Origin of the sequence: Chitinophaga sp. XS-30 (assembly GCF_008086345.1) — a bacterium.
Taxonomy (GTDB): Bacteria; Bacteroidota; Bacteroidia; order Chitinophagales; family Chitinophagaceae; genus Chitinophaga.
In genome coordinates, this window is record NZ_CP043006.1 from 2,247,741 (window position 1) to 2,267,961 (window position 20,221).

General features: G+C 51.7%; 18 protein-coding genes. 13 read left to right on the top strand and 5 right to left on the bottom strand.

The window, feature by feature from the left end:
* Nucleotides 1–119: 119 nt before the first annotated feature.
* Nucleotides 120–551 carry a hypothetical protein gene (locus FW415_RS09285; RefSeq protein ID WP_148384070.1) on the top strand — a complete coding sequence of 144 codons (432 nt, stop codon included), beginning with the start codon at nucleotides 120–122 and terminating at the stop codon, nucleotides 549–551.
* An 88-nt stretch (nucleotides 552–639) separates the two neighbouring features.
* Here the strand turns inward: FW415_RS09285 and FW415_RS09290 are convergent, their stop codons facing one another.
* A complete protein-coding gene (locus tag FW415_RS09290; RefSeq protein ID WP_148384072.1) occupies nucleotides 640–2,244 on the bottom strand; it encodes a S41 family peptidase in 1,605 nt (534 codons plus the stop codon).
* Nucleotides 2,245–2,358: 114 nt separating this feature from the next.
* Here FW415_RS09290 and FW415_RS09295 point away from each other — a divergent pair, with 114 nt between their 5' ends.
* From FW415_RS09295 to FW415_RS09330, 8 genes are all read left to right on the top strand, one after another.
* The gene (locus FW415_RS09295; protein WP_148384074.1) at nucleotides 2,359–3,210 is read left to right on the top strand and encodes an N-acetylglucosamine kinase; all 852 of its coding nucleotides are present in this window, start codon (nucleotides 2,359–2,361) and stop codon (nucleotides 3,208–3,210) included.
* Nucleotides 3,211–3,217: 7 nt separating this feature from the next.
* Entirely contained in the window at nucleotides 3,218–4,030 is an 813-nt protein-coding gene (gene murQ / locus FW415_RS09300) for an N-acetylmuramic acid 6-phosphate etherase (RefSeq protein ID WP_148384076.1), read from the top strand.
* Between the two features lie 39 nt (nucleotides 4,031–4,069).
* Complete coding sequence (locus tag FW415_RS09305; protein WP_148384078.1) at nucleotides 4,070–4,633, top strand: hypothetical protein; 564 nt, start codon at nucleotides 4,070–4,072, stop codon at nucleotides 4,631–4,633.
* 105 nt (nucleotides 4,634–4,738) lie between these two features.
* On the top strand, nucleotides 4,739–5,425 hold the full coding sequence (locus FW415_RS09310; protein WP_148384080.1) for a succinate dehydrogenase cytochrome b subunit: 687 nt from the start codon (nucleotides 4,739–4,741) through the stop codon (nucleotides 5,423–5,425).
* Nucleotides 5,426–5,440: 15 nt separating this feature from the next.
* On the top strand, nucleotides 5,441–7,414 hold the full coding sequence (locus FW415_RS09315) for a fumarate reductase/succinate dehydrogenase flavoprotein subunit (RefSeq protein WP_148384082.1): 1,974 nt from the start codon (nucleotides 5,441–5,443) through the stop codon (nucleotides 7,412–7,414).
* 37 nt (nucleotides 7,415–7,451) lie between these two features.
* Nucleotides 7,452–8,201 carry a succinate dehydrogenase/fumarate reductase iron-sulfur subunit gene (locus FW415_RS09320; protein ID WP_148384084.1) on the top strand — a complete coding sequence of 250 codons (750 nt, stop codon included), beginning with the start codon at nucleotides 7,452–7,454 and terminating at the stop codon, nucleotides 8,199–8,201.
* Nucleotides 8,202–8,464: 263 nt separating this feature from the next.
* The gene (locus FW415_RS09325; protein WP_148384086.1) at nucleotides 8,465–9,853 is read left to right on the top strand and encodes a Gfo/Idh/MocA family protein; all 1,389 of its coding nucleotides are present in this window, start codon (nucleotides 8,465–8,467) and stop codon (nucleotides 9,851–9,853) included.
* A 32-nt stretch (nucleotides 9,854–9,885) separates the two neighbouring features.
* The gene (locus FW415_RS09330) at nucleotides 9,886–12,009 is read left to right on the top strand and encodes a S9 family peptidase (protein WP_148384087.1); all 2,124 of its coding nucleotides are present in this window, start codon (nucleotides 9,886–9,888) and stop codon (nucleotides 12,007–12,009) included.
* A gap of 6 nt (nucleotides 12,010–12,015) precedes the next feature.
* Here FW415_RS09330 and FW415_RS09335 read toward each other — a convergent pair whose 3' ends face one another.
* A complete protein-coding gene (locus tag FW415_RS09335) occupies nucleotides 12,016–12,552 on the bottom strand; it encodes an HdeD family acid-resistance protein (protein WP_148384089.1) in 537 nt (178 codons plus the stop codon).
* A 127-nt stretch (nucleotides 12,553–12,679) separates the two neighbouring features.
* On the opposite strand from FW415_RS09335, the gene FW415_RS09340 reads away from it, so the two are divergent.
* Complete coding sequence (locus FW415_RS09340) at nucleotides 12,680–14,320, top strand: ABC-F family ATP-binding cassette domain-containing protein (protein WP_148384091.1); 1,641 nt, start codon at nucleotides 12,680–12,682, stop codon at nucleotides 14,318–14,320.
* Nucleotides 14,321–14,447: 127 nt separating this feature from the next.
* Here the strand turns inward: FW415_RS09340 and FW415_RS09345 are convergent, their stop codons facing one another.
* Together FW415_RS09345 and FW415_RS09350 are read right to left on the bottom strand one after the other, a co-directional pair.
* Entirely contained in the window at nucleotides 14,448–14,843 is a 396-nt protein-coding gene (locus tag FW415_RS09345) for a response regulator (RefSeq protein ID WP_168208743.1), read from the bottom strand.
* A gap of 316 nt (nucleotides 14,844–15,159) precedes the next feature.
* Nucleotides 15,160–16,125 carry a hypothetical protein gene (locus tag FW415_RS09350; RefSeq protein ID WP_148384095.1) on the bottom strand — a complete coding sequence of 322 codons (966 nt, stop codon included), beginning with the start codon at nucleotides 16,123–16,125 and terminating at the stop codon, nucleotides 15,160–15,162.
* A 100-nt stretch (nucleotides 16,126–16,225) separates the two neighbouring features.
* On the opposite strand from FW415_RS09350, the gene FW415_RS09355 reads away from it, so the two are divergent.
* The gene (locus tag FW415_RS09355; protein WP_148384097.1) at nucleotides 16,226–16,951 is read left to right on the top strand and encodes a ribonuclease H-like domain-containing protein; all 726 of its coding nucleotides are present in this window, start codon (nucleotides 16,226–16,228) and stop codon (nucleotides 16,949–16,951) included.
* A 19-nt stretch (nucleotides 16,952–16,970) separates the two neighbouring features.
* Nucleotides 16,971–17,969, top strand: a complete 999-nt coding sequence (gene holA / locus FW415_RS09360) for a DNA polymerase III subunit delta (protein ID WP_148384099.1) — start codon at nucleotides 16,971–16,973, stop codon at nucleotides 17,967–17,969.
* Between the two features lie 5 nt (nucleotides 17,970–17,974).
* On the opposite strand, the gene FW415_RS09365 is transcribed toward holA, so the two are convergent.
* Complete coding sequence (locus tag FW415_RS09365; protein ID WP_148384101.1) at nucleotides 17,975–18,904, bottom strand: bifunctional riboflavin kinase/FAD synthetase; 930 nt, start codon at nucleotides 18,902–18,904, stop codon at nucleotides 17,975–17,977.
* 99 nt (nucleotides 18,905–19,003) lie between these two features.
* Here FW415_RS09365 and FW415_RS09370 point away from each other — a divergent pair, with 99 nt between their 5' ends.
* Entirely contained in the window at nucleotides 19,004–20,182 is a 1,179-nt protein-coding gene (locus FW415_RS09370) for an AIR synthase related protein (protein ID WP_246858989.1), read from the top strand.
* Nucleotides 20,183–20,221: the final 39 nt, after the last annotated feature.

The following is a 20,221-nucleotide window of genomic DNA, read 5'->3' on the forward strand; positions in this document are numbered from 1 at the left end:
AAGGGGATTTTTTTTATGATAATGCCCCACATTCATGTCATTTTCAGATACGATATATTCATTATTTTTAACATGAAATAAATAACCCTTTTTTGCCTGTGAACTTAAACCTTACACCTATGTCACAAGCCATGTGGTTTGCTACCCGCGTGTGGTTTACCGCCGTTGGGGTAGCGCCGTTACTCACTGTTTTGCTGAATTATTGCTATGAAATGACCGGTATCAGGGATGGTCCCGCCAATATCGTTTCCGCAGGATGGGTGCTGATCTTTCCCCTGTTCTTTGTCGGATTCCTGTTTTCCCTGCCCAGCTGGTTCCTGCTTTGCCTGGCTACACATTTTTTGCTGATGCGCGGCATGGAAGGCAGGTTGCTGCGGCGCTGGCTCTTGCCCGTGGCTGCTCTGCTCACATTGCTGCCTTTCGGGATCATTATGGCTTTCAGTGACTGGGGCCTGATGGATACTTTTGTGCTGATCGCCATGCTGAGCTACTGGCTGGTGATCAGTTGCGGCATCCTGTATTTTGATCCGGAAGAGCGGGCGAAAGCCTGAGAAAAAGACGGGGCTTCGTCAGGCTCCGCATAAAAAGAGGGTGTATCCGTGATGGTCAGATACACCCTCTTTTTTATGATCGCTGTGGTCAATTGGTCTTGTTCAGCTCCTCTACCGCCCGGGATATCACCGGGTCCATACTGTTGATCACCATGTAAAAGCCTTCACTTCTCCATAATTGCCTGGCCAGGAGGGCTTTCAACCTTGTCCTGATCTCCAGTTCGTCTTTCGCATTCATGCCGGACATGGCTATCCCCATACGGGAGGCGTGCGCGCGGAATGCCTGCAACAGGGCATCGTCTGTATGGAATTGCCGGTTAAAGGATTCCGCATCCTTGTACGAAGAAAAATCACCGGCATGAGCGGTATAATATTCATATACAAAATCCCCGAATACATTTCGTGTGTACAGGTCCGTTAGTAAAGCGGAGTAACGGGTGGTATCAAAAGGAATGAATATATCCGGCATGATGCCGCCGCCGCCGTAAACGGTCCTGCCTTTGTCCGTTTTGTAAGGCACGGTATCTATCGGGTGGATGCTGTCGCGGTTCAGGAACTCGCCATGGGAATAGCGGTTGGCGATATCTTCTTCATAGGCTTCACGGCCATTCTGATAACTTTTCTGGATGCTTCTGCCGGATGGCAGGTAATACCGGGCAATGGTGAGCCTCAGTGTGGCGCCATTGCTCAGGTCGAACGGTTCCTGTACCAATCCTTTTCCAAAGCTCCGCCGCCCGACGATGGTACCGCGGTCATGGTCCTGAATAGCGCCGGCCAGTACTTCGCTGGCGGATGCGGAACCTTCATCCAGCAGGATGGATAAACCGCCTTTCTCGAAAAGGCCCGGCCGGGTGGACTTGTAATCCTGCCGCGGGTAACTTTTCCCCTGGGTATAAACGATCAGCAGGTTGTCTTCCAGCAATTCATCTGCCAGCCGCACCGCCGCATCGAGAAAGCCGCCGCCGTTCTGGCGCAGGTCGATCACGAGATTTTTCATGCCTTGCTTTTGCAGCTTCCGCATGGCTTCCATGAACTCGGTATAGGTCGTGGCGGAGAATTTGCTGATCTTGATATAACCCGTAGCCGGAGCGGTCATATAGCTTGCATCGATACTGTACAGGGGAATGACGCCTCTTTTTATGATCACGTCCAGTTCCTTGTTGCCGCGCAGCATTTTTGTTTTCACGATGGAATTGCGGGGCCCGCGCAGCAATTTGCGGATCTTGTCCGGCGTGATGTTCCTGCCGGCTACCGGTATGCTGTCGTCCACGGCCAGTATCTTGTCGCCGGTCAGTACGCCCGCCGCATCGGAAGGGCCGCCGGAGATCACATTGAGGATATTCACCGTATCGCGGATGATGTTGAATTCCACACCTATCCCTTCAAAATTCCCGTCAAGGTCCTCATTCACTTCCTGCACATTGGCAGGCGGAATGTAAACGGAATGCGGGTCGAGGTGAGATAACAGCCCTTCGATCGCTTCCTCCTGCGCATCGGCAAGGTCCAGCGTATCCACATACTTATATTTCAGCAGGTCCATAACTTCCTGCAACGATCCTCTACGGTTATTGAAAAAGATGGCGGAATCACTGTTGCGCGCAGCCGGCATCTTGTGCCCCAGGTACATGCCCAGCGCAAGTACAAGGGCAAATAGCAAAGGCAAAAACACTTTTAGCTTCCTGTTCTCGGACATATGAATATTTAAAACGTTGACGGGAATACCCCTTTTGCTTAACTTGTGGACAAAAATAGCATATTCGGCAGCAAAACATCTACATCTAATCTTTAATTTCATAAACGATCGGTAATGCCTTCGAAAGTAAAGCTGGTAGCGGATAGTGGGTCTACAAAAACAGAATGGCGCCTGATGAGCGGTAAGGACAGGAGCACGTTCCATTCCCAGGGGATGAGCCCTTATTTCATGGACGGTCTCCAGATTGAGGAGACGGTGCGGACGGAGTTGTTACCGCAAATGGCCGGGGCAGTGCCGGAGGAGGTGTTCTTTTATGGCACCGGCTGCGGCAATGAGCAGAATGTAGCGATGGTAAAAGCCAGTCTGCAGAAAGTATGGCCCGGCGCCGGCATAACGGTGCACCATGACCTGATGGCTGCCGCCAGAGCACTCTGTGGCCGTGAGCCGGGCGTGGCCAGTATCCTCGGCACCGGCTCGAATTCCTGTTACTACGACGGCACCACTATTGTCAAGAATAATCCCGGTCTGGGTTTCATACTCGGGGACGAAGGCAGCGGCGCTTTCCTCGGAAAAAAGATCGTACAATATTATCTTTACCAGACCTTCGACGATGAAATGCGCTTCCGCTTTGAGGAAAAATTCAAGGTGAATAAAGACCAGATATTGGAGAACGTGTACCGCAAACCCTTGCCTAACCGTTACCTGGCCTCTTTTACACCCTTTCTCTCCGAAAACAGGGACCACTACATGATCGAAAACATCCTGGAAGACGGGCTGAACGAGTTTTTCTTTAATCATATTTACAAATACAGCGAAAGCTGGACCGTGCCGCTGCACTTCACCGGAAGCGTAGCCTGGCATTTCCGCGACATCCTCGAAGAGCTGTGCCACCTGTATGAGCTGCAGCTCGGCAACGTGCTTAAAAACCCGATGGATGGGCTGACCGAGTTTCACGAGGAAGAATAAAAAACTTATGACATTCACGAAAGTAACAGAACAAACAAGCGATTACCGCCACCTGGAAACCATGAGTATCCGGGAAGTGCTGACCAATATCAATAAAGAAGACCAGACTGTTCCCCTGGCTGTTGAAAAAGCCATTCCGCAGATCATGAAACTGACTGCCGCTATTACCGACAAAATGCTGGCCGGCGGGCGTCTTTTTTATATGGGCGCCGGAACCAGCGGCCGCCTGGGTATCCTCGATGCATCCGAATGCCCGCCTACGTACGGTGTGCCGCAAGGCCTGGTAGTAGGGCTTATTGCGGGAGGGGATTCTGCCATCCGCAGGGCCGTAGAGAATGCGGAAGATGATATGGAACAGGGCTGGCGTGATCTGCTGCAGTATAATATCAGCGATAAAGACGTTGTGGTGGGCATTGCCGCCAGCGGCACCACGCCATATGTTATCGGCGCCTTGCAGACCTGCCGCAGCCAGGGCATCATCACCGGCAGCATCAGCTGTAACCCCGGATCGCCCGTGTCCGCGTATGCGGATTACCCCGTAGAGGTGGTCGTAGGCCCGGAGTTCGTGACCGGAAGCACCCGCATGAAAAGCGGCACCGCCCAGAAACTGGTATTGAACATGATCTCCACCACTGTGATGATACAACTCGGAAGGGTGGAAGACAATAAAATGGTCAACATGCAGCTCAGTAACGAAAAGCTGGTGGACCGCGGCGTAAAAATGGTCATGGAACAACTGCAGCTGGCAGAGTATGAAGAAGCCAAAACCTTGCTGCTGGAGTTCGGCAGCGTAAAGAGAGCAGTGGAAAGCCGTAAATAAAAATTTATTAAATTGCCATTAACAAGCGTTTGACAGAGCATGCACGACATAGAACCTTTTTACAACTGGCGTCATCTGTACACAGCTGAAGAGGATGAGCTGTCGCCGTTCTATGGCCGTGAATATAGTGAGTTCGAGTTTACCAATACCGTTTACAACTATTATATTCATCCGCAATGGGACGATTTCGGCGCCCCCAACCTCTACATGAAGATCCTGTTTGCGGATTACCAGTTCAACTACGCCATCATCGAAATGATCGGGGAATGGAACGATGCGGTGGAGAACAACATTATGACGCTCAAGCGTGATATTATCGACCTGCTGATCAGCCACGGTATCCGGAAGTTTGTGCTCATTTGCGAAAACGTCCTGAATTTCTATTCCTCGGATGACTGTTATTACGAGGAGTGGTGGGACGATATCCGTGACGAAGGCGGCTGGATCGTGGTCCTGAATATGCCGGTGCAGACCCGGGAAGAATTTGAGCGGGAACGGCTGGATAACTACGCACACCTGCTGGATGAGCCGAAATGGCGGACTTTTTTGCCCCAACACCTGTTCAATCTTGTGGATAACTGGATGATGCGCCGCCTTGAATAGGGCTTTTTCGTGATAAATATCATTTGGGTTTAATTTTTCATGTTTTATATTTGCCCGACATTTCACTTATTTCATCAACACTAAAGGAAGCTTAGAACGTATCTTATGAAATGGTCGCAATTCTTTAATACCTCCATTGGTAGAAAGTTGCTGGTAGGTGCTACCGGTTTTTTCCTGTGCGCGTTCGTGATCGTACACCTGGCCGGGAACATCTCTTTGCTGAAAGACGATGGGGGTGAAGCCTTTAATACCTATGCGGCTTTCATGGGGCACAACGCGCTGATCCAGTTCCTGGCCTGGGGATTGAAGATCATCATCGTCCTGCATGCTGTGATTGCCATTGTGCTTACCGTTCAGAACCGCAAGGCCCGTCCTGTTAAATACGCGGTGAAGCCAGGTAACAAAACCTCCTCCTGGTTCAGCCGTCAAATGGCTATCATGGGCAGTATCCTCTTCATTTTTATTGTCATTCACCTCTCCCAGTTCTGGTGGGCCATGCATTATGGCGATATCAACACGGTCAGCTATGGTGCTGCTGAAGAAGTAGGCGATCTGTATGAAGTGGTGTATTTCGCGTTTGAACAGTTATGGATCGTGGTCCTGTATGTGATAGGGATGATCGCACTGTCTTTCCACCTGATCCATGGTTTCAGAAGCGCCTGCCAGACCTTCGGCCTGAACCATAAAAAGTACAACGGCATGCTCAATTTCGTCGGTGTTTATTTCTTCGGAATACTGATCCCGGCAGGTTTTGCAGTGATCCCCGTTGTTATTTTTCTTAAACAAATCTGATAAAGCAAGGATATTATGTTGAACGCAAAAATTCCTGCCGGACCGCTGGAAACCAAGTGGAGCAAATATAAAAGCACCGTGAAGCTGGTGAATCCCGCCAATAAACGGAAACTGGAAGTGATCGTAATAGGCACCGGTCTCGCCGGCGCTTCCGCCGCTGCTTCCCTCGCTGAACTGGGTTACAAGGTGAAAGCTTTCTGTTTCCAGGATAGTCCCCGCCGCGCGCACAGCATTGCTGCACAGGGCGGGATCAATGCCGCAAAGAATTACCAGAACGACGGGGACTCCGTATTCCGTCTTTTTTATGATACTGTAAAAGGTGGTGACTACCGCGCCCGTGAAGGCAACGTGTACCGCCTTGCCGAAGTGAGCGCATCTATCATCGACCAGTGCGTGGCGCAGGGTGTGCCTTTCGCCCGTGAATATGGGGGATTGCTCAGCAACCGCTCTTTTGGCGGTACGCAGGTACAGCGTACGTTCTATGCCGCCGGGCAGACCGGTCAGCAGTTGTTGCTCGGCGCTTATTCCGCCCTGCAGCGCCAGGTAGCCCTTGGTAACGTGAAAATGTACAACCGCCATGAAATGCTGGACATCGTAATGGTGGACGGCAAAGCCCGCGGCATCATTGCCCGGGACCTGGTGAGCGGCAAGCTGGAAAGACATTTCGGCCACGCCGTGCTCCTGTGCAGCGGCGGTTATGGCAACGTATTCTACCTGTCTACCAACGCCATGGGCTCCAATGTTACCGCCGCCTGGAAAGCGCACAAACGCGGTGCATACTTCGGCAACCCCTGCTTCACGCAGATCCACCCGACCTGCATCCCCGTTTCCGGCGACCATCAGAGCAAACTGACCCTCATGTCAGAATCCCTGCGTAACGACGGGCGCATCTGGGTACCCAAGAAAAAGGACGATAACCGCAAAGCCACCGATATACCCGAAGATGAAAGGGATTATTATCTCGAAAGAAGATATCCCGCCTTCGGTAACCTCGTTCCCCGTGACGTAGCCTCCCGCGCAGCAAAAGAAAGATGCGACGAAGGTTACGGCGTAGGCGCTTCGAAAATGGCCGTGTACCTCGATTTTGCCGAAGCTATCGTACGGTACGGCAAGATCGAGGCCAGCAAAAAAGGCGATGACAACGCCAGCCAGGAAGAGATCATCAAACTGGGTAAAGCGGTAGTGGCCGAGAAATACGGCAACCTCTTCGATATGTACGCCAAGATCACCGGCGAAAATCCATACGAAACCCCGATGCGCATTTATCCCGCGGTGCATTACACCATGGGCGGCCTCTGGGTGGATTACGAACTGATGACCACCGTACCGGGCCTCTACGCCCTCGGTGAAGCCAACTTCTCCGATCACGGCGCTAACCGCCTCGGCGCATCAGCGCTGATGCAGGGACTGGCAGACGGTTATTTCGTGATCCCGTACACCGTTGGTAATTACCTGGCAGACGAGATCCATACCAAACCCCTGCCGCTGGACCATCCCGCTTTCGTGGAAACAGAGAAAGCCGTACAGCAGCAACTGGATACCCTCATGGGCATCCAGGGCCAGCATTCGGTAGACCACTTCCATAAAGCCCTCGGCAAGATCATGTGGGACAAATGCGGTATGGCCAGGAATGAAAAAGGACTGAAAGAAGCGATCGTAGAAATACAGGCATTAAGGGCTGAATTCTGGAAGAACGTACGCATCCCCGGTTCACAGCACGCGTTCAATCCCGAGCTGGAAAAAGCAGGCCGCGTGGCAGACTTCCTTGAACTGGGCGAACTGATGTGCAAAGACGCACTGGAAAGGAACGAATCCTGCGGCGGGCACTTCCGCGAAGAATCGCAGACCGAAGAAGGCGAAGCAAAACGTGATGACGACAATTATGCATACGTAGCCGCATGGGAATACAAAGGCCCGGGCAGCTCCGAACTGCACAAGGAAGCACTGACGTTCGATATCGTTCATCCGACACAGCGCAGCTACAAATAATAAACCAGCTTTCCATTCACGATTAAGATTAATAATTATGAAGCTCACATTAAAAGTCTGGCGCCAGCAGAACACACAGGACAAAGGCCGGTTTGAGACCTACCAGGTTTCAGATGTCTCGAAGGATATGTCCTTCCTGGAAGTGTTCGATGTGCTGAATGAGCGTTTGATCAACGAAGGAAAAGATCCTATCGCATTTGACCACGACTGCCGTGAAGGTATCTGTGGCATGTGCTCCATGTATATCAATGGCCGTGCACACGGCCCCTGGAATGAAACCACTACCTGTCAGCTGCACATGCGGGCGTACAACGACGGCGATACCATTGTGGTAGAGCCCTGGCGCGCGGCAGCTTTCCCGGTCATCAAAGACCTGACGGTGGACCGCACCTCCTTTGACCGCATTATTCAGGCAGGCGGTTACATTTCCGTAAATACCGGTAACGCGGTAGACGCCAATGCCATTCCTATCGACAAGCACGATGCGGATGCAGCATTCGCGGCAGCAGCCTGTATCGGTTGCGGCGCCTGCGTAGCAGCCTGCAAGAACTCTTCCGCCATGCTGTTCACTTCGGCCAAGGTATCCCAGCTGGCACTGTTGCCCCAGGGACATCCCGAGCGCAAGCAAAGAGCAATGGACATGGTTGCGCAAATGGACAAGGAAGGATTCGGTTCCTGCACCAACACCGGCGCCTGCGAAGCAGAATGCCCGAAAGGCATCTCGCTCACCAATATCGCGCGGCTTAACCGCGAGTTCATGGTGGCCGGCCTCACTTCTGAAGCATAACTAATTACTGTACTATAGGCAATGCAAAAGAGGTTGTATCGGGAAAACCGGTACAACCTTTCTTTATTCCGGGCGGTCAGTTCCGGCTGATCAGTTCCAGTTGATCAATTCCTGTGATCAGTTCCAGCCGATCCCAACCGATACACGCCGGGGAACCGCTTTATAATGTTTTGCGCGACCTGCCGCTCATAAAGTCCGCATACTTCCCGTTTTCTTTTTTTTGCTAACTTGTTTGCTTTCCTGCTCATCAAAACGTTTTACACATGTCCAGTAATTCCCGCAGAAAATTCATCAAACAGCTTGGCAGTGCCGCAGCACTCATGGGAGCGGCGCCTTTCAGCGGCCTGGCAGCTGATCCCGCCCGGCAATACCTCATCAAACAGCACAAAGCCATTGCCTCCAATGATAAAATTCGTATTGCCGGTATTGGCATGGGCATCATGGGGTTCGGCGACGTCGACTGCGCCCTGAAAGTGCCGGGCGTAGAACTGGTGGCCGTAGCCGACCTGTATAACGGGCACCTCGAAAAGGCAAAAACCGTGTATGGCAATCACCTCTTTACCACCCGCGATTACCGCGAAATACTGGAGAGAAAGGATATCGATGCCGTGATCATCGCTACGCCGGACCACTGGCACGATACCCAGGCCATCGCCGCGATGGAGAAAGGAAAGCATGTGTACTGCGAGAAACCCATGGTGCAGCAGATCGAAGAAGGGCACCAGGTGATCGCCACACAGCAAAGGACTAAAATGGTGCTGCAGGTAGGCAGCCAGCGCGTCAGCAGCATTGCCCTGGCGGAAGCGCGCAAACGGTATCTCGCAGGGGATATCGGGCAGCTGAACCTGGTGGAAGCGAAAATAGACCGGCACAGCGCCCTCGGCGCCTGGCAATATTCCATTCCCACGGACGCCACCCCGGCAAATATCGATTTTGATACTTTTCTGAAAGACACCCCCAAAGTGCCTTTCGATCCGGTGCGCTTCTTCCGCTGGCGCAACTACCAGGCATACGGTACCGGCGTTCCGGGCGACCTGTTCGTACATCTCATTACGGGCCTGCATTTCATGATCGGCTCCAAAGGCCCCAGCCGCATCTTCTCCTCAGGCAACCTGGTCCAGTGGAAAGACGGTCGGGATGTGCCGGATGTCATGGTCGCCATTTTCGATTACCGGGAAACACCGGAGCATCCCGCTTTCCAGATGACGCTGCGGGTGAATTTCGCGGACGGTGGCGGCGGATCGGAATACACCCGTCTTATCGGTACGGAAGGGGTGCTGGAACTGGGCTGGAACGACTTCCGGATAAAGCAGCATAAACTGCCCGTAGCGCCGGGTTATGGCGGCTGGGACACCTACAACACCTTCACGAAGGAACAGCAGGAAGCTTTCGTTAAACAGTACAATGCGAAATACAGCGCGGCAGACCAGGCCGCCGTTAAAACCGAAGAATCCGCTTTCCGGGCGCCTGCCGGGTATGATGACCGGTACGACCACTTCGTGAATTTCTTCGAGGCCATCCGTTCCGGAAAGCCCGTGGTGGAGGATGCCACCTTCGGCCTCCGCGCCGCAGGCCCCGCACTGGCGGCAAATGAGAGCTATTTCAGGAAAAAAGCGATAGACTGGGATGCGGAAAAGATGCGTATCCTTTAATTCGTTAAATTTAGCTATCCTAATCCTGCTTTATGAAACATATTACCCCTTTTATCATTATCGTGGCCGTAACGGCCTGCAATACAAACGGAAAGAAATTGGAAAAGATAAACGTGGCGCCGCCAACAGTGGAAAAGATCAAAAAGGAAATGACGATCCACGGAGATACCCGGATCGATAATTATTACTGGCTCAACGAAAGGGAAAACCCCAAGGTTATCGCCTATCTCGAAGCGGAAAACAAATACCTGGATACCATGCTTTCGCCCGTAAAGGAATTGCGGGAGCAGCTGTATGAAGAAATGAAAGGCCGCATCAAGGAAAAAGATGAAAGCGTGCCTTATTTTTCCAATGGTTATCTCTATTACACCCGCTACGAAGAAGGAAAAGAATACCCGGTCTATTGCCGGAAAAAAGGCAGCGATTCCTCGCCCGAAGAGATCATCCTGAATGTGAACGACCTGGCCAAAGGCCATGCCTATTTCAGCGCGGTGGGCCTGAACGTGAGCCGGGATAACAAGCTGCTGGCCTATGGCGTGGATACCGTGAGCCGGCGCAAATACACTATTTATATCAAGAACCTGGAAACCGGCGAACTGATGAGCGATGCCATTCCCGAAACCACCGGCGGTTCCACCTGGGCGAATGATAACAAAACGCTGTTCTATACCCGTAAGAACCCCACCACGCTGCGTTCCGAACGCATCGAAAAACATCTGCTCGGAACGGATGCGGCTACGGATAAAACCGTATTCTTCGAAGCAGATGAAACCTACAGCACCTACGTGTACAAAACGAAATCAAAACAATACATCGTGATCGGCAGCGGCAGCACCCTGTCCTCCGAATACCGCATCCTGGATGCAGACCGGCCGGATGGCGCTTTCCGCGTTTTCCATCCCCGGGAGAAAGATATGTTGTACGATATCGATCACCGCGGGGACAAGTTCTTCATCGTTACCAACCAGGACGCGAAGAACTTCCGGCTGATGGAATGCCCGCTGGACAAAACGTCCAAAGACAACTGGAAAGAAGTAGTGCCGCATCGCGCGGATGTGCTGTTGCAAGGCATCGATGTGTTCAACGACTACCTGGTGCTGAGCGAAAGGAAGAACGGGCTGACGCAGATACGGGTGATGAATACCGGTACGCAGCAGGAGCATTACCTGGACTTCGGAGAGCCGGCCTATACCGCCTATTCCTCCGTCAACCCGGAAATGGACGCCAAAGTACTCCGCTACAGCTATACCTCGCTCACCACACCTTTCTCCACGTATGACTATAACATGGAAACAAAGGAGAAGGAACTGAAGAAACAACAGGAGGTGATCGGCGGGTATGATCCGAAGAACTACGTGACGGAAAGGCTTTTTGCGAAGGCGAAGGATGGGGTACAGGTGCCCATATCGCTGGTGTATAAAAAAGGATTTGAAAAGAACGGACAGCAGCCTTTACTGCTGTATGGTTATGGCTCCTATGGCAATTCCATGGATGCTACCTTCAATTCCAACCGTATCAGCCTGCTGGACCGCGGGTTTTGCTATGCCATCGCGCACATCCGCGGAGGGCAGGAGATGGGCCGCCATTGGTATGAGGACGGTAAAATGTTCAAAAAGATCAATACGTTCACGGATTTCATCGACTGTGCCGAATATCTTGTTCAGCAAAAATACACCGGCAGGGAGCATCTCTACGCCATGGGCGGCAGCGCCGGCGGATTGCTCATGGGCGCCATCGTGAACATGCGCCCGGACCTCTGGCATGGGATCGTGGCCGCAGTGCCGTTCGTGGATGTGGTAACCACCATGCTGGATGAAACCATTCCGCTGACCACCGGGGAGTTCGACGAATGGGGAAACCCCAAGAACAAGGATTCCTACGAATACATGAAATCCTATTCACCCTATGATAATGTGGAAAAGAAAGCCTATCCCAATATGCTGATCACCACCGGTCTGCATGACTCGCAGGTGCAGTACTTTGAGCCGGCTAAATGGGTGGCCAAACTCCGGGAGATGAAAACGGACGATAACCTGCTGCTGATGGAAACCAATATGGAAGCAGGCCACGGCGGTGCTTCCGGAAGATTCAGGGCGCTGAAGGACGTGGCGCTGCAGTATGGTTTTCTGCTGTATCTGGAAGGGATTACAAAGTAATTCCTTTCAGCTTTTCACCTTCTTCAGCCGCAGCCCCGCCATCACGAGAAAAAGCCCGAATACGAGCGCGTACACACCCAGCCACCAGGCGATCACCACAACGCCGGTCAGTGGCTGTGCAAACAACAGTATGCCGAAAAGCAGCGAAAATACCCCTGCCAGCACCAGCATCCACTCGTTCTTCAGCTCTTTCCGCAAACGGATCGCCAGTACGATCTCCAGTATCCCCGTGACCACGGACCATAACGCGATCAGCGTCACCAGGAAAACAACCGTAATGCCCGGCATGAACAAGGCCACCAGCCCGGCCGCTATGCCCAGCACCCCCTCCAGCACCAGCACCCACCAATGATTGTCCCTTTTAATGATCCGGAAGCCGTGCACCAGTGAAAACAACCCGTCCACAAAGAGATAAGCCCCCAGGAAAACCACGAGGATGGACAGGGTAATGGCCGGCCAGATGAATGCCACAACGGCAAATATCAACGCCATAACGCCACGGAGGACGAATAACCACCAGAATCTGGCAAGATGTTCGATCATATAATAAGTTTTTTATTTATTTAGATAACAGTACGCTGGCAGGATTGTTCATTAGCCGCGGGAATCGGTGTTCCCGAAACCATTAATATTTTGTAACTTTGCGGCTTCAATTTTAACAGTCTGCGCAATGATCAGTGTAAAAAACGTAACGCTTTCTTTCGGCAAACGGGTGTTGTTCGACGAAGTAAATCTCAACTTTACCAAAGGTAACTGCTATGGCGTGATCGGCGCCAACGGAGCGGGTAAATCCACTTTTCTCAAGATACTGTCCGGCGAAATAGAGCCGAACAAGGGTACCGTGGAGATCACCCCCGGTGAGCGGATGTCCGTACTGAAGCAGAACCACTATGAGTTTGATGAGGTGACTGTATTGAATACTGTGCTCATGGGCAATAAAAAGCTCTGGGAAATAGCGCATGAAAGGGACAGCATCTATGCGAAAGAGGATTTTACCGAAGAAGACGGCATGCGCGCAGGTGAGCTGGAAGCAGAATACGGTGAAATGGGCGGTTATACCGCGGAAAGCGACGCCGGCGTACTGCTGGGCGATCTGGGCGTGAAAGAAGAGCTGCACAGCACATTGATGAAAGACCTCAGCGGGGCGCTCAAGGTACGCGTACTGCTGGCACAGGCATTGTTCGGCAATCCGGACATCCTGCTGCTGGATGAGCCCACCAACCACCTGGATGTGGAAACCATCGGATGGCTGGAAAACTTCCTGGCCGATTATGAGAATATCGTGATCGTGGTGAGCCACGACCGTCACTTCCTCGATGCCGTATGTACCCACGTAGCGGATGTGGACCGGGCCAAGATCAAGATCTTCACCGGTAACTACTCCTTCTGGTATGAATCCAGCCAGTTGATCGCCCGCCAGGTAAACGACAAGAACAAGAAAATGGAGGAGAAGCGTAAAGACCTGATGGACTTCATCGCCCGGTTCAGCGCCAACGCCTCCAAATCCAAACAGGCCACCTCCCGGAAAAAAGCCCTGGAGAAACTGGTGATCGAGGATATCGAGCCCTCCAGCCGCAAATACCCCGGCATCATCTTCAAGCAGCTGCGCGAAGTAGGCAACCAGATACTGAACATTGAGAAACTGGAGAAAAGCGTGGACGGCCGCAAACTGTTCAGCGACGTTACCTTCTCCGTAAATAAAGGCGACAAGATCGCATTCCTCTCCAAAGACCACCTGGCACTGTCTACCTTCTTTGATATCATCAATGGGGATCAGCAGGCGGACAGCGGCAAGCTGGAATGGGGCACCACCGTTACAAAGGCATACCTGCCGGACGACAACGCGGAGTTCTTTACCGGGGATTATAACCTGATGGACTGGCTGCGCCAGTATGTGCCGCCGCATGTGACCGATGTGGATGAGCCTTTCCTCCGCGGTTTCCTCGGCAAAATGCTGTTCAGCGGAGACGAGATCATGAAGAAAACATCCGTGCTCTCCGGCGGTGAAAAAGTGCGCTGCATGGTATCCCGCATGATGCTGCAGGACCCTAACGTGGTGATCCTGGATGAGCCCACCAACCACCTGGACCTGGAATCCATCCAGTCATTCAACGAAAGCATGGTGAACTTCAAAGGTATTGTGCTCTTCACCACGCATGACCATACGTTCATGCAATCCGTAGCCAACCGCGTCATCGAGATCACGCCTTCCGGTATTATCGACCGCCTCACCTCGTTCGACGAATACCTGGCGGATGAACGCGTAAGAACACTGCGCGCCGAAATGTACGGAGAACAGGTGACCGTGTAAAGTATAAAGCAACAAACAGGCATAAAAGAAAAGAGCGGAGAATGACCTCCGCTCTTTTCTTTTATGTGTACTTCTCTGGGTTTTAACTGCTGTTGCCAGCATCTGTTATAGCTCGGTTGTTAACTGTTCAAAGATATTCCTCGATCACCTTCATCTTGGATTTATCCAGCGGTTTGGTGATATACGCCATCAGTTCCGGTGTTTTCTTCACCTTCTCCATGTCCTGGATATTCATGGAGGAGGAGCACATGATGATGGGAACGTCCTGCTGAAGGCGCTGTTTCAGTTCCCGGTACGCCTCTATGAAATCCCAGCCATTCATTCGCTGCATGTTCATATCAAGGATGATCAGACAAGGCAGGTTTTGCGCCGCGAAAGAACCCAGGTTCTCGATCGCTTCTTCAGCGGATAAAAAGGAACTTACCACCACATCCCAGCCCTCCAGCCCGAACATTTTCTTTACAATAAAGTGGAAAATTTCATCGTCATCGATTACATAAACTACTTTATTCGATTTTGTCATGTCTTTAGAATTGTCGAACACATCCATGATTTTAGCTGAAGCAAGGCGGAAGGGTAAAATAAGTTAACTGTTTTTTCGCTGCTTACTATATCACTGACCGGGTTACCTCGTCATTATACCTTTTCTCGAACGCCTGCGCCGAATTATTGGCAAAGAAAAATAAATTTATTTTATTTTTATATATATTTTTTGTTCAATAACCAATCTTTAACAATCTATATTACATATGTTAATGAAAAGCCTGTGAATATAAAAGGGGCGTACCGGATCCCGGAACACCCCTTTTCATGAGCATAATATATCTGTTAATGCGATGTTAGTTGAACAGCCCGCTTTTTTTCAGGTTGACTTTGCCTGAACCGATCTTGAAACCGTCCTGGTAGATCTCCACGGTGTAATCCCCCGGTTTGAAATCGGAGTTTTGTTTCCAGTCCATACTAACGGACTGGTTGGTGCCGGTAGTGTAGGAAACGAGTTTTTTCACCGTGTAGAGTTTTTCCGTGCCGTCATCGAGTGTAAAGCGGCCGCTGCCCAGGGCCTCTACGGCCAGGGGAGAACCATCGGGAGCGGTAATGGCTACGAATATCTCCTTCTCGCCGCTGGTGGCAATGCGGTTGTCCACATCAAAAGAAACCCGCATCATGTCCGCGCGTTTTGCTTTGGAGGTCACTTCTTCCTTGCCGTTGCGGCGCAGATTGATGGGGGAGAGCTTGATATTGGATGCATGCAGTACTGAGCCGAGATCCACCTGTTTGCCCAGGCTGTCTTTTACAGATGCTACGGAATCACGCTCCTTCCGGGCGAAATCGCGCTCACCGGTGATCACCAGTTTTTCTCCTTCAAGGCGCTCGATGGTCTGTACGTACGATTCTGTGCTGGATTTCAGTTGTTCAATGAGCCTGCGCGCTTCTGCAAGCTCGGCGGCAGTCGCATTTTTGTTGCTCAGAATATTGCTGATCCGGCCTTTCATGTCAGCGATCTCCTTGTCTTTACTTTTCACAAGGCTATCCATCCGGCTGTTCTGCGAGATCAGGTTATCGAGGCGGGCACGGGCGGCATCAAAGTCGGATTGAAGTTCGTTGCGGGAGTTGGTCAGCGTGTCCAGCTGATTGTCTTTAATAGCGATCTCTTTACTGGCCTGGCTTTTGTCATAATACATATAACCCCATGTACCCACGAGGGCAGCAATGAGCACACCATAAATGATTGCGTTCTTGTTGTTTTTTGGTTTTTCAGGTCCGGAATTACTGGGTGTGTCAGTATTGAAAGTGTTTTCCGCCATAATGTTGTCGTTTTATTTTAGATAGTTTATATGGGTAAAATTTTCTGAAAAGCAGAAACGTTAAAATTTGCTTAAATTACGCGTTTTAAAACTTTTGGCTGTGCTGAACAACACCTCTCTGGATCAATTACTCCTGTTAGACATAGAAACTACCCCACTTACTGCATCTTTCGATCATCTGCCAGCCGGGTTTCAAGCCCTGTGGCTGGAGAAAAGCACAAAAATTGCGCCAGATTCCGAAGATGAGGAAGGAACCTATTTCGAGAAGGCGGCCTTATATGCGGAATTCGGAAAGGTGGTCTGCATCTCTGTCGGTTTTTTTTATGTGGAAAATGGTCAGTATCAATTACGTATCAAATCTTTTTCCGGTGACGACGAGAAAACGGTGCTCAGCGGCTTCCTGGAGCTCGTGCAAAAATTCTCCATAAAATACCCCCGTTTTCAATTTGCCGGTCATAACATCCGCGAATTTGATATTCCATATCTTTGCCGCCGTGCCCTGATAAACGGCCTGCTTTTACCGCAGCCCATGCATCTGCACCATTTCAAGCCCTGGGAGGCGCCGATCCTGGATACCATGCTGATCTGGCGTTTCGGTGAGTTCCGGAACTACACCTCCCTGAAGCTGCTGGCGGCCGTACTGGGCATTCCCACACCGAAAGACGATATTGACGGGAGCATGGTGGGGAAGGTGTACTGGGAAGAGCGCAACCTGCCAAGGATCGTGGAGTATTGCCAGAAAGATGTACTGACGGTAGGGCAATTGCTGCTCCGGTTCAAAGGGCTTCCCCTGATAGAAAAAGAAGGGGTGCAGATCGTAGCGTGACAGACATAACAAGCAAAAAATGGAATACCAGGATATCATCAAAGATTGGAAACAGCAAAAATTCCGCCCCTTGTACTGGCTGGAAGGAGAAGAGGATTTTTTTATAGACCAGGTGGTGGATTATGCGGAGCATAAGCTGCTCAGTGAAGCGGACAAAGGGTTTAACCTCACCGTATTATACGGGAAGGATACCGATTGGGCCACCGTTGTCAACGCCTGCCGCCGCTATCCCATGTTCGCCGAGCGCCAGGTCGTGATCCTGAAAGAAGCCCAGTCCATGCGGGACCTCCTCAAGCTGGAAGCTTATATCGAGCAGCCCCTGGAATCCACCGTATTCGTTGTGGCGCACAAACAGGGGAAGATCGACGGGCGCAGCAAGATGGCCAAGCTTGTGAAAGACAAAGGCGTTATCCTCTCCACCAAAAAACTGTACGACAACCAGTTGCCTTCCTGGGCCGAAGCCTATGTGAAGAGCCAGGGGCTCGCCATATCGGAAAAGGCCTGCATCCTGCTGGCAGATCACATCGGCAACGATCTTTCCCGTATCGCCAATGAAATAGACAAGCTGCTGGTGAACCTGCCCCAGGGCAAGAAGATCGATGAGAACGATATTGAAAAGTATGTGGGCATCAGCAAGGAGTATAATGTCTTTGAGCTGCAGAATGCGCTGGGGCAACAGGATATGCCAAAGGTCATGCGCATTGTCAGGTATTTTTCCGCCAACCCCAAAGCCGCGCCTATACAGATGGTGATCCCGGCCCTGTACAACTATTTTTCCAAGATCAACCTGCTCTTCGGGGTAAAAGGCGGGGAGAAGGAAATGGCCTCCGCCTTGGGCGTGCATCCCTTTTTCCTGAAAGATTATACCGCCGCCGCCCGCAAATTCGGGCCCGGGGGTACGGAAAGGGCTATTCTTTTGCTGCATCAGTACAATCTGCGAAGCATCGGTATTAATGATAGCGGGAATGAGGACGGGGAACTGATGAAGGAAATGGTATTCAGGATGCTGAGGCCCTGATCCGCTCAGGGAGCGGAGAAATGCCGGGCGCGTTCCACATCGTTTTTCATCTGTAATACCAGCGCGTCAACGGTATCGAATTTTTTATCCGAACGGATATAGTCGAGGAAGGATACACGGATGTCCGCATTATAGATATCCCCGTCAAAATCAAGAATATACACTTCTATCCGCAGTTCAGTACCATTAAAAGTAGGGCGTGTGCCAATGTTGAGCGCGCCCCGGTAACTTTCCCCGCCGGTTGCTACCGTTACCGCATATACGCCTTGTGCCGGTATCAGCTTCCGGGTATCATGCAGCTGTATGTTGGCGGTAGGGAAGCCGAGCTGCCGGCCCATTTTATCCCCATGAATGACCTTGCCCTGAAGAAAGTACGGATAGCCAAGCAGTTCATTGGCCAGCTGGATGGCTCCTTCCTGGAGGCTTTGGCGGATCTTGGTGGAACTCACGGTCAGGTTGTGCACGACCTGCTGCGGGATCTCCAGCAACCGGAAACCGAATTGCTGCTGCTCCGTTTCCAGCAGCTCCAGCCCGCCTTCACGGTTATGCCCGAAGCGGTGATCGTAACCGATAATGATGGTATGCGGCCGGAAGGTGCGGATCAGGAAATCTTCCAGGTAAGCCTGCGCGGAAAGTTCGGAAAAGGCTTTGGTGAACGGAACCACCACCAGGTGATGGATACCGTGTTGCTCCAGCAACTGTATCTTTTCCTCCAGCGTGGTCAGCAGCCGCACTGTACTATCCTTTGGCGCCAGCACTTCCCGCGGATGCGGATCGAATGTGATGATCACCGTTTCTCCGTTACAGGCATCCGCCGCTTCCTGCAATTGCTGCAGGATATACTGGTGACCGCTATGCACCCCGTCGAAAGTGCCGATGGTGACCACGGCATTCCTGAAAGCCGGCAATTGTTGTAAATCCCTGTGAACCTGCATGGTTAGATGATCATATTTTCAAAAACGCCGTGCAAATCTAAATGTTTTGCCCGGATTCCAATACTTTTGCACTTTATTACAACTCATCAAAGGAATATCGTGGACCAAAACCTTTACGCCAAAAGAGGCGTTTCAGCCGGAAAGGAAGATGTGCATAATGCTATCCAGCATATCGATAAAGGATTATTTCCCCGGGCATTCTGCAAGATCATCCCGGATATCCTGGGCGGTGACGCCAGCTGGTGCAATATCATGCATGCAGATGGCGCCGGCACCAAATCCTCCCTGGCCTATGCTTATTGGAAACAGACGGGGGACCTCGGTGTATGGCGCGGTATTGCGCAGGATGCCATCATCATGAATACGGATGACCTGCTGTGCGTGGGGGCTACGGATAATATCCTGCTCTCTTCCACCATCGGCCGGAACAAGAACCTGGTGCCGGGGGAAGTGATCGCGGCTATCATCAACGGCACGGAAGAGATACTGGAAGAGCTGCGCAGCTATGGCATGGGCATCTACTCCACCGGTGGGGAAACCGCGGATGTGGGAGACCTGGTGCGCACCATCATTGTGGATTCCACGGTAACCTGCCGCATGAAACGTGCTGATGTGATCTCTAACGACCGCATTCAGGCGGGCGATGTGGTAGTTGGACTGGCCTCATATGGGCAAGCCACTTACGAGCGGGAGTACAACGGCGGTATGGGCAGCAACGGACTTACGTCCGCCCGTCACGATGTTTTCAACAAAACGGTGGCCGAAAAATTCCCGGAGAGCTACGATCCCGCCATTCCCAAAGAACTGGTGTTCAGCGGAAGCAAAGCGCTTACCGATATGATCGATATCCCCGGCGTGGGGAATATTACGGCCGGCAAGCTGGTGCTGTCGCCCACCCGTACTTACGCTCCGGTTATCCGGCAGATACTGGAGCAGTTCCGCCCGCAGGTGCATGGCATGGTGCATTGCAGCGGCGGGGCGCAGACAAAAGTGCTGCACTTCATTGAAAACCTGCATGTGATCAAGGATAACCTGTTCCCCGTGCCGCCATTGTTCTCGCTCATTCAGCAGCAGTCCGGCACCGCATGGAAGGAAATGTACCAGGTGTTCAACATGGGGCACCGCATGGAACTGTATGTGCCGGAGCAGATAGCGGACGATATCATCCGCATGGCGCAGACCTACAATATCGATGCCCGGGTAGTAGGCAGGGTGACGGACAGTCCCGCTAAAAAAGTAACGGTGAAGAGTGTGAACGGTACGTTTGAATACGCCTGATACGATCTTTAGCATCAGTAACGATATATCATCAAAATA

What these genes read in the sequence shown, in the direction of transcription:
- FW415_RS09285 (WP_148384070.1), top strand. Translation starts at nt 120, where the DNA reads ATGTCACAAGCCATGTGGTTTGCTACCCGCGTGTGGTTTACCGCCGTT.
- FW415_RS09290 (WP_148384072.1), bottom strand. Translation starts at nt 2,244, where the DNA reads ATGTCCGAGAACAGGAAGCTAAAAGTGTTTTTGCCTTTGCTATTTGCC.
- FW415_RS09295 (WP_148384074.1), top strand. Translation starts at nt 2,359, where the DNA reads ATGCCTTCGAAAGTAAAGCTGGTAGCGGATAGTGGGTCTACAAAAACA.
- murQ (WP_148384076.1), top strand. Translation starts at nt 3,218, where the DNA reads ATGACATTCACGAAAGTAACAGAACAAACAAGCGATTACCGCCACCTG.
- FW415_RS09305 (WP_148384078.1), top strand. Translation starts at nt 4,070, where the DNA reads ATGCACGACATAGAACCTTTTTACAACTGGCGTCATCTGTACACAGCT.
- FW415_RS09310 (WP_148384080.1), top strand. Translation starts at nt 4,739, where the DNA reads ATGAAATGGTCGCAATTCTTTAATACCTCCATTGGTAGAAAGTTGCTG.
- FW415_RS09315 (WP_148384082.1), top strand. Translation starts at nt 5,441, where the DNA reads ATGTTGAACGCAAAAATTCCTGCCGGACCGCTGGAAACCAAGTGGAGC.
- FW415_RS09320 (WP_148384084.1), top strand. Translation starts at nt 7,452, where the DNA reads ATGAAGCTCACATTAAAAGTCTGGCGCCAGCAGAACACACAGGACAAA.
- FW415_RS09325 (WP_148384086.1), top strand. Translation starts at nt 8,465, where the DNA reads ATGTCCAGTAATTCCCGCAGAAAATTCATCAAACAGCTTGGCAGTGCC.
- FW415_RS09330 (WP_148384087.1), top strand. Translation starts at nt 9,886, where the DNA reads ATGAAACATATTACCCCTTTTATCATTATCGTGGCCGTAACGGCCTGC.
- FW415_RS09335 (WP_148384089.1), bottom strand. Translation starts at nt 12,552, where the DNA reads ATGATCGAACATCTTGCCAGATTCTGGTGGTTATTCGTCCTCCGTGGC.
- FW415_RS09340 (WP_148384091.1), top strand. Translation starts at nt 12,680, where the DNA reads ATGATCAGTGTAAAAAACGTAACGCTTTCTTTCGGCAAACGGGTGTTG.
- FW415_RS09345 (WP_168208743.1), bottom strand. Translation starts at nt 14,843, where the DNA reads ATGACAAAATCGAATAAAGTAGTTTATGTAATCGATGACGATGAAATT.
- FW415_RS09350 (WP_148384095.1), bottom strand. Translation starts at nt 16,125, where the DNA reads ATGGCGGAAAACACTTTCAATACTGACACACCCAGTAATTCCGGACCT.
- holA (WP_148384099.1), top strand. Translation starts at nt 16,971, where the DNA reads ATGGAATACCAGGATATCATCAAAGATTGGAAACAGCAAAAATTCCGC.
- FW415_RS09365 (WP_148384101.1), bottom strand. Translation starts at nt 18,904, where the DNA reads ATGCAGGTTCACAGGGATTTACAACAATTGCCGGCTTTCAGGAATGCC.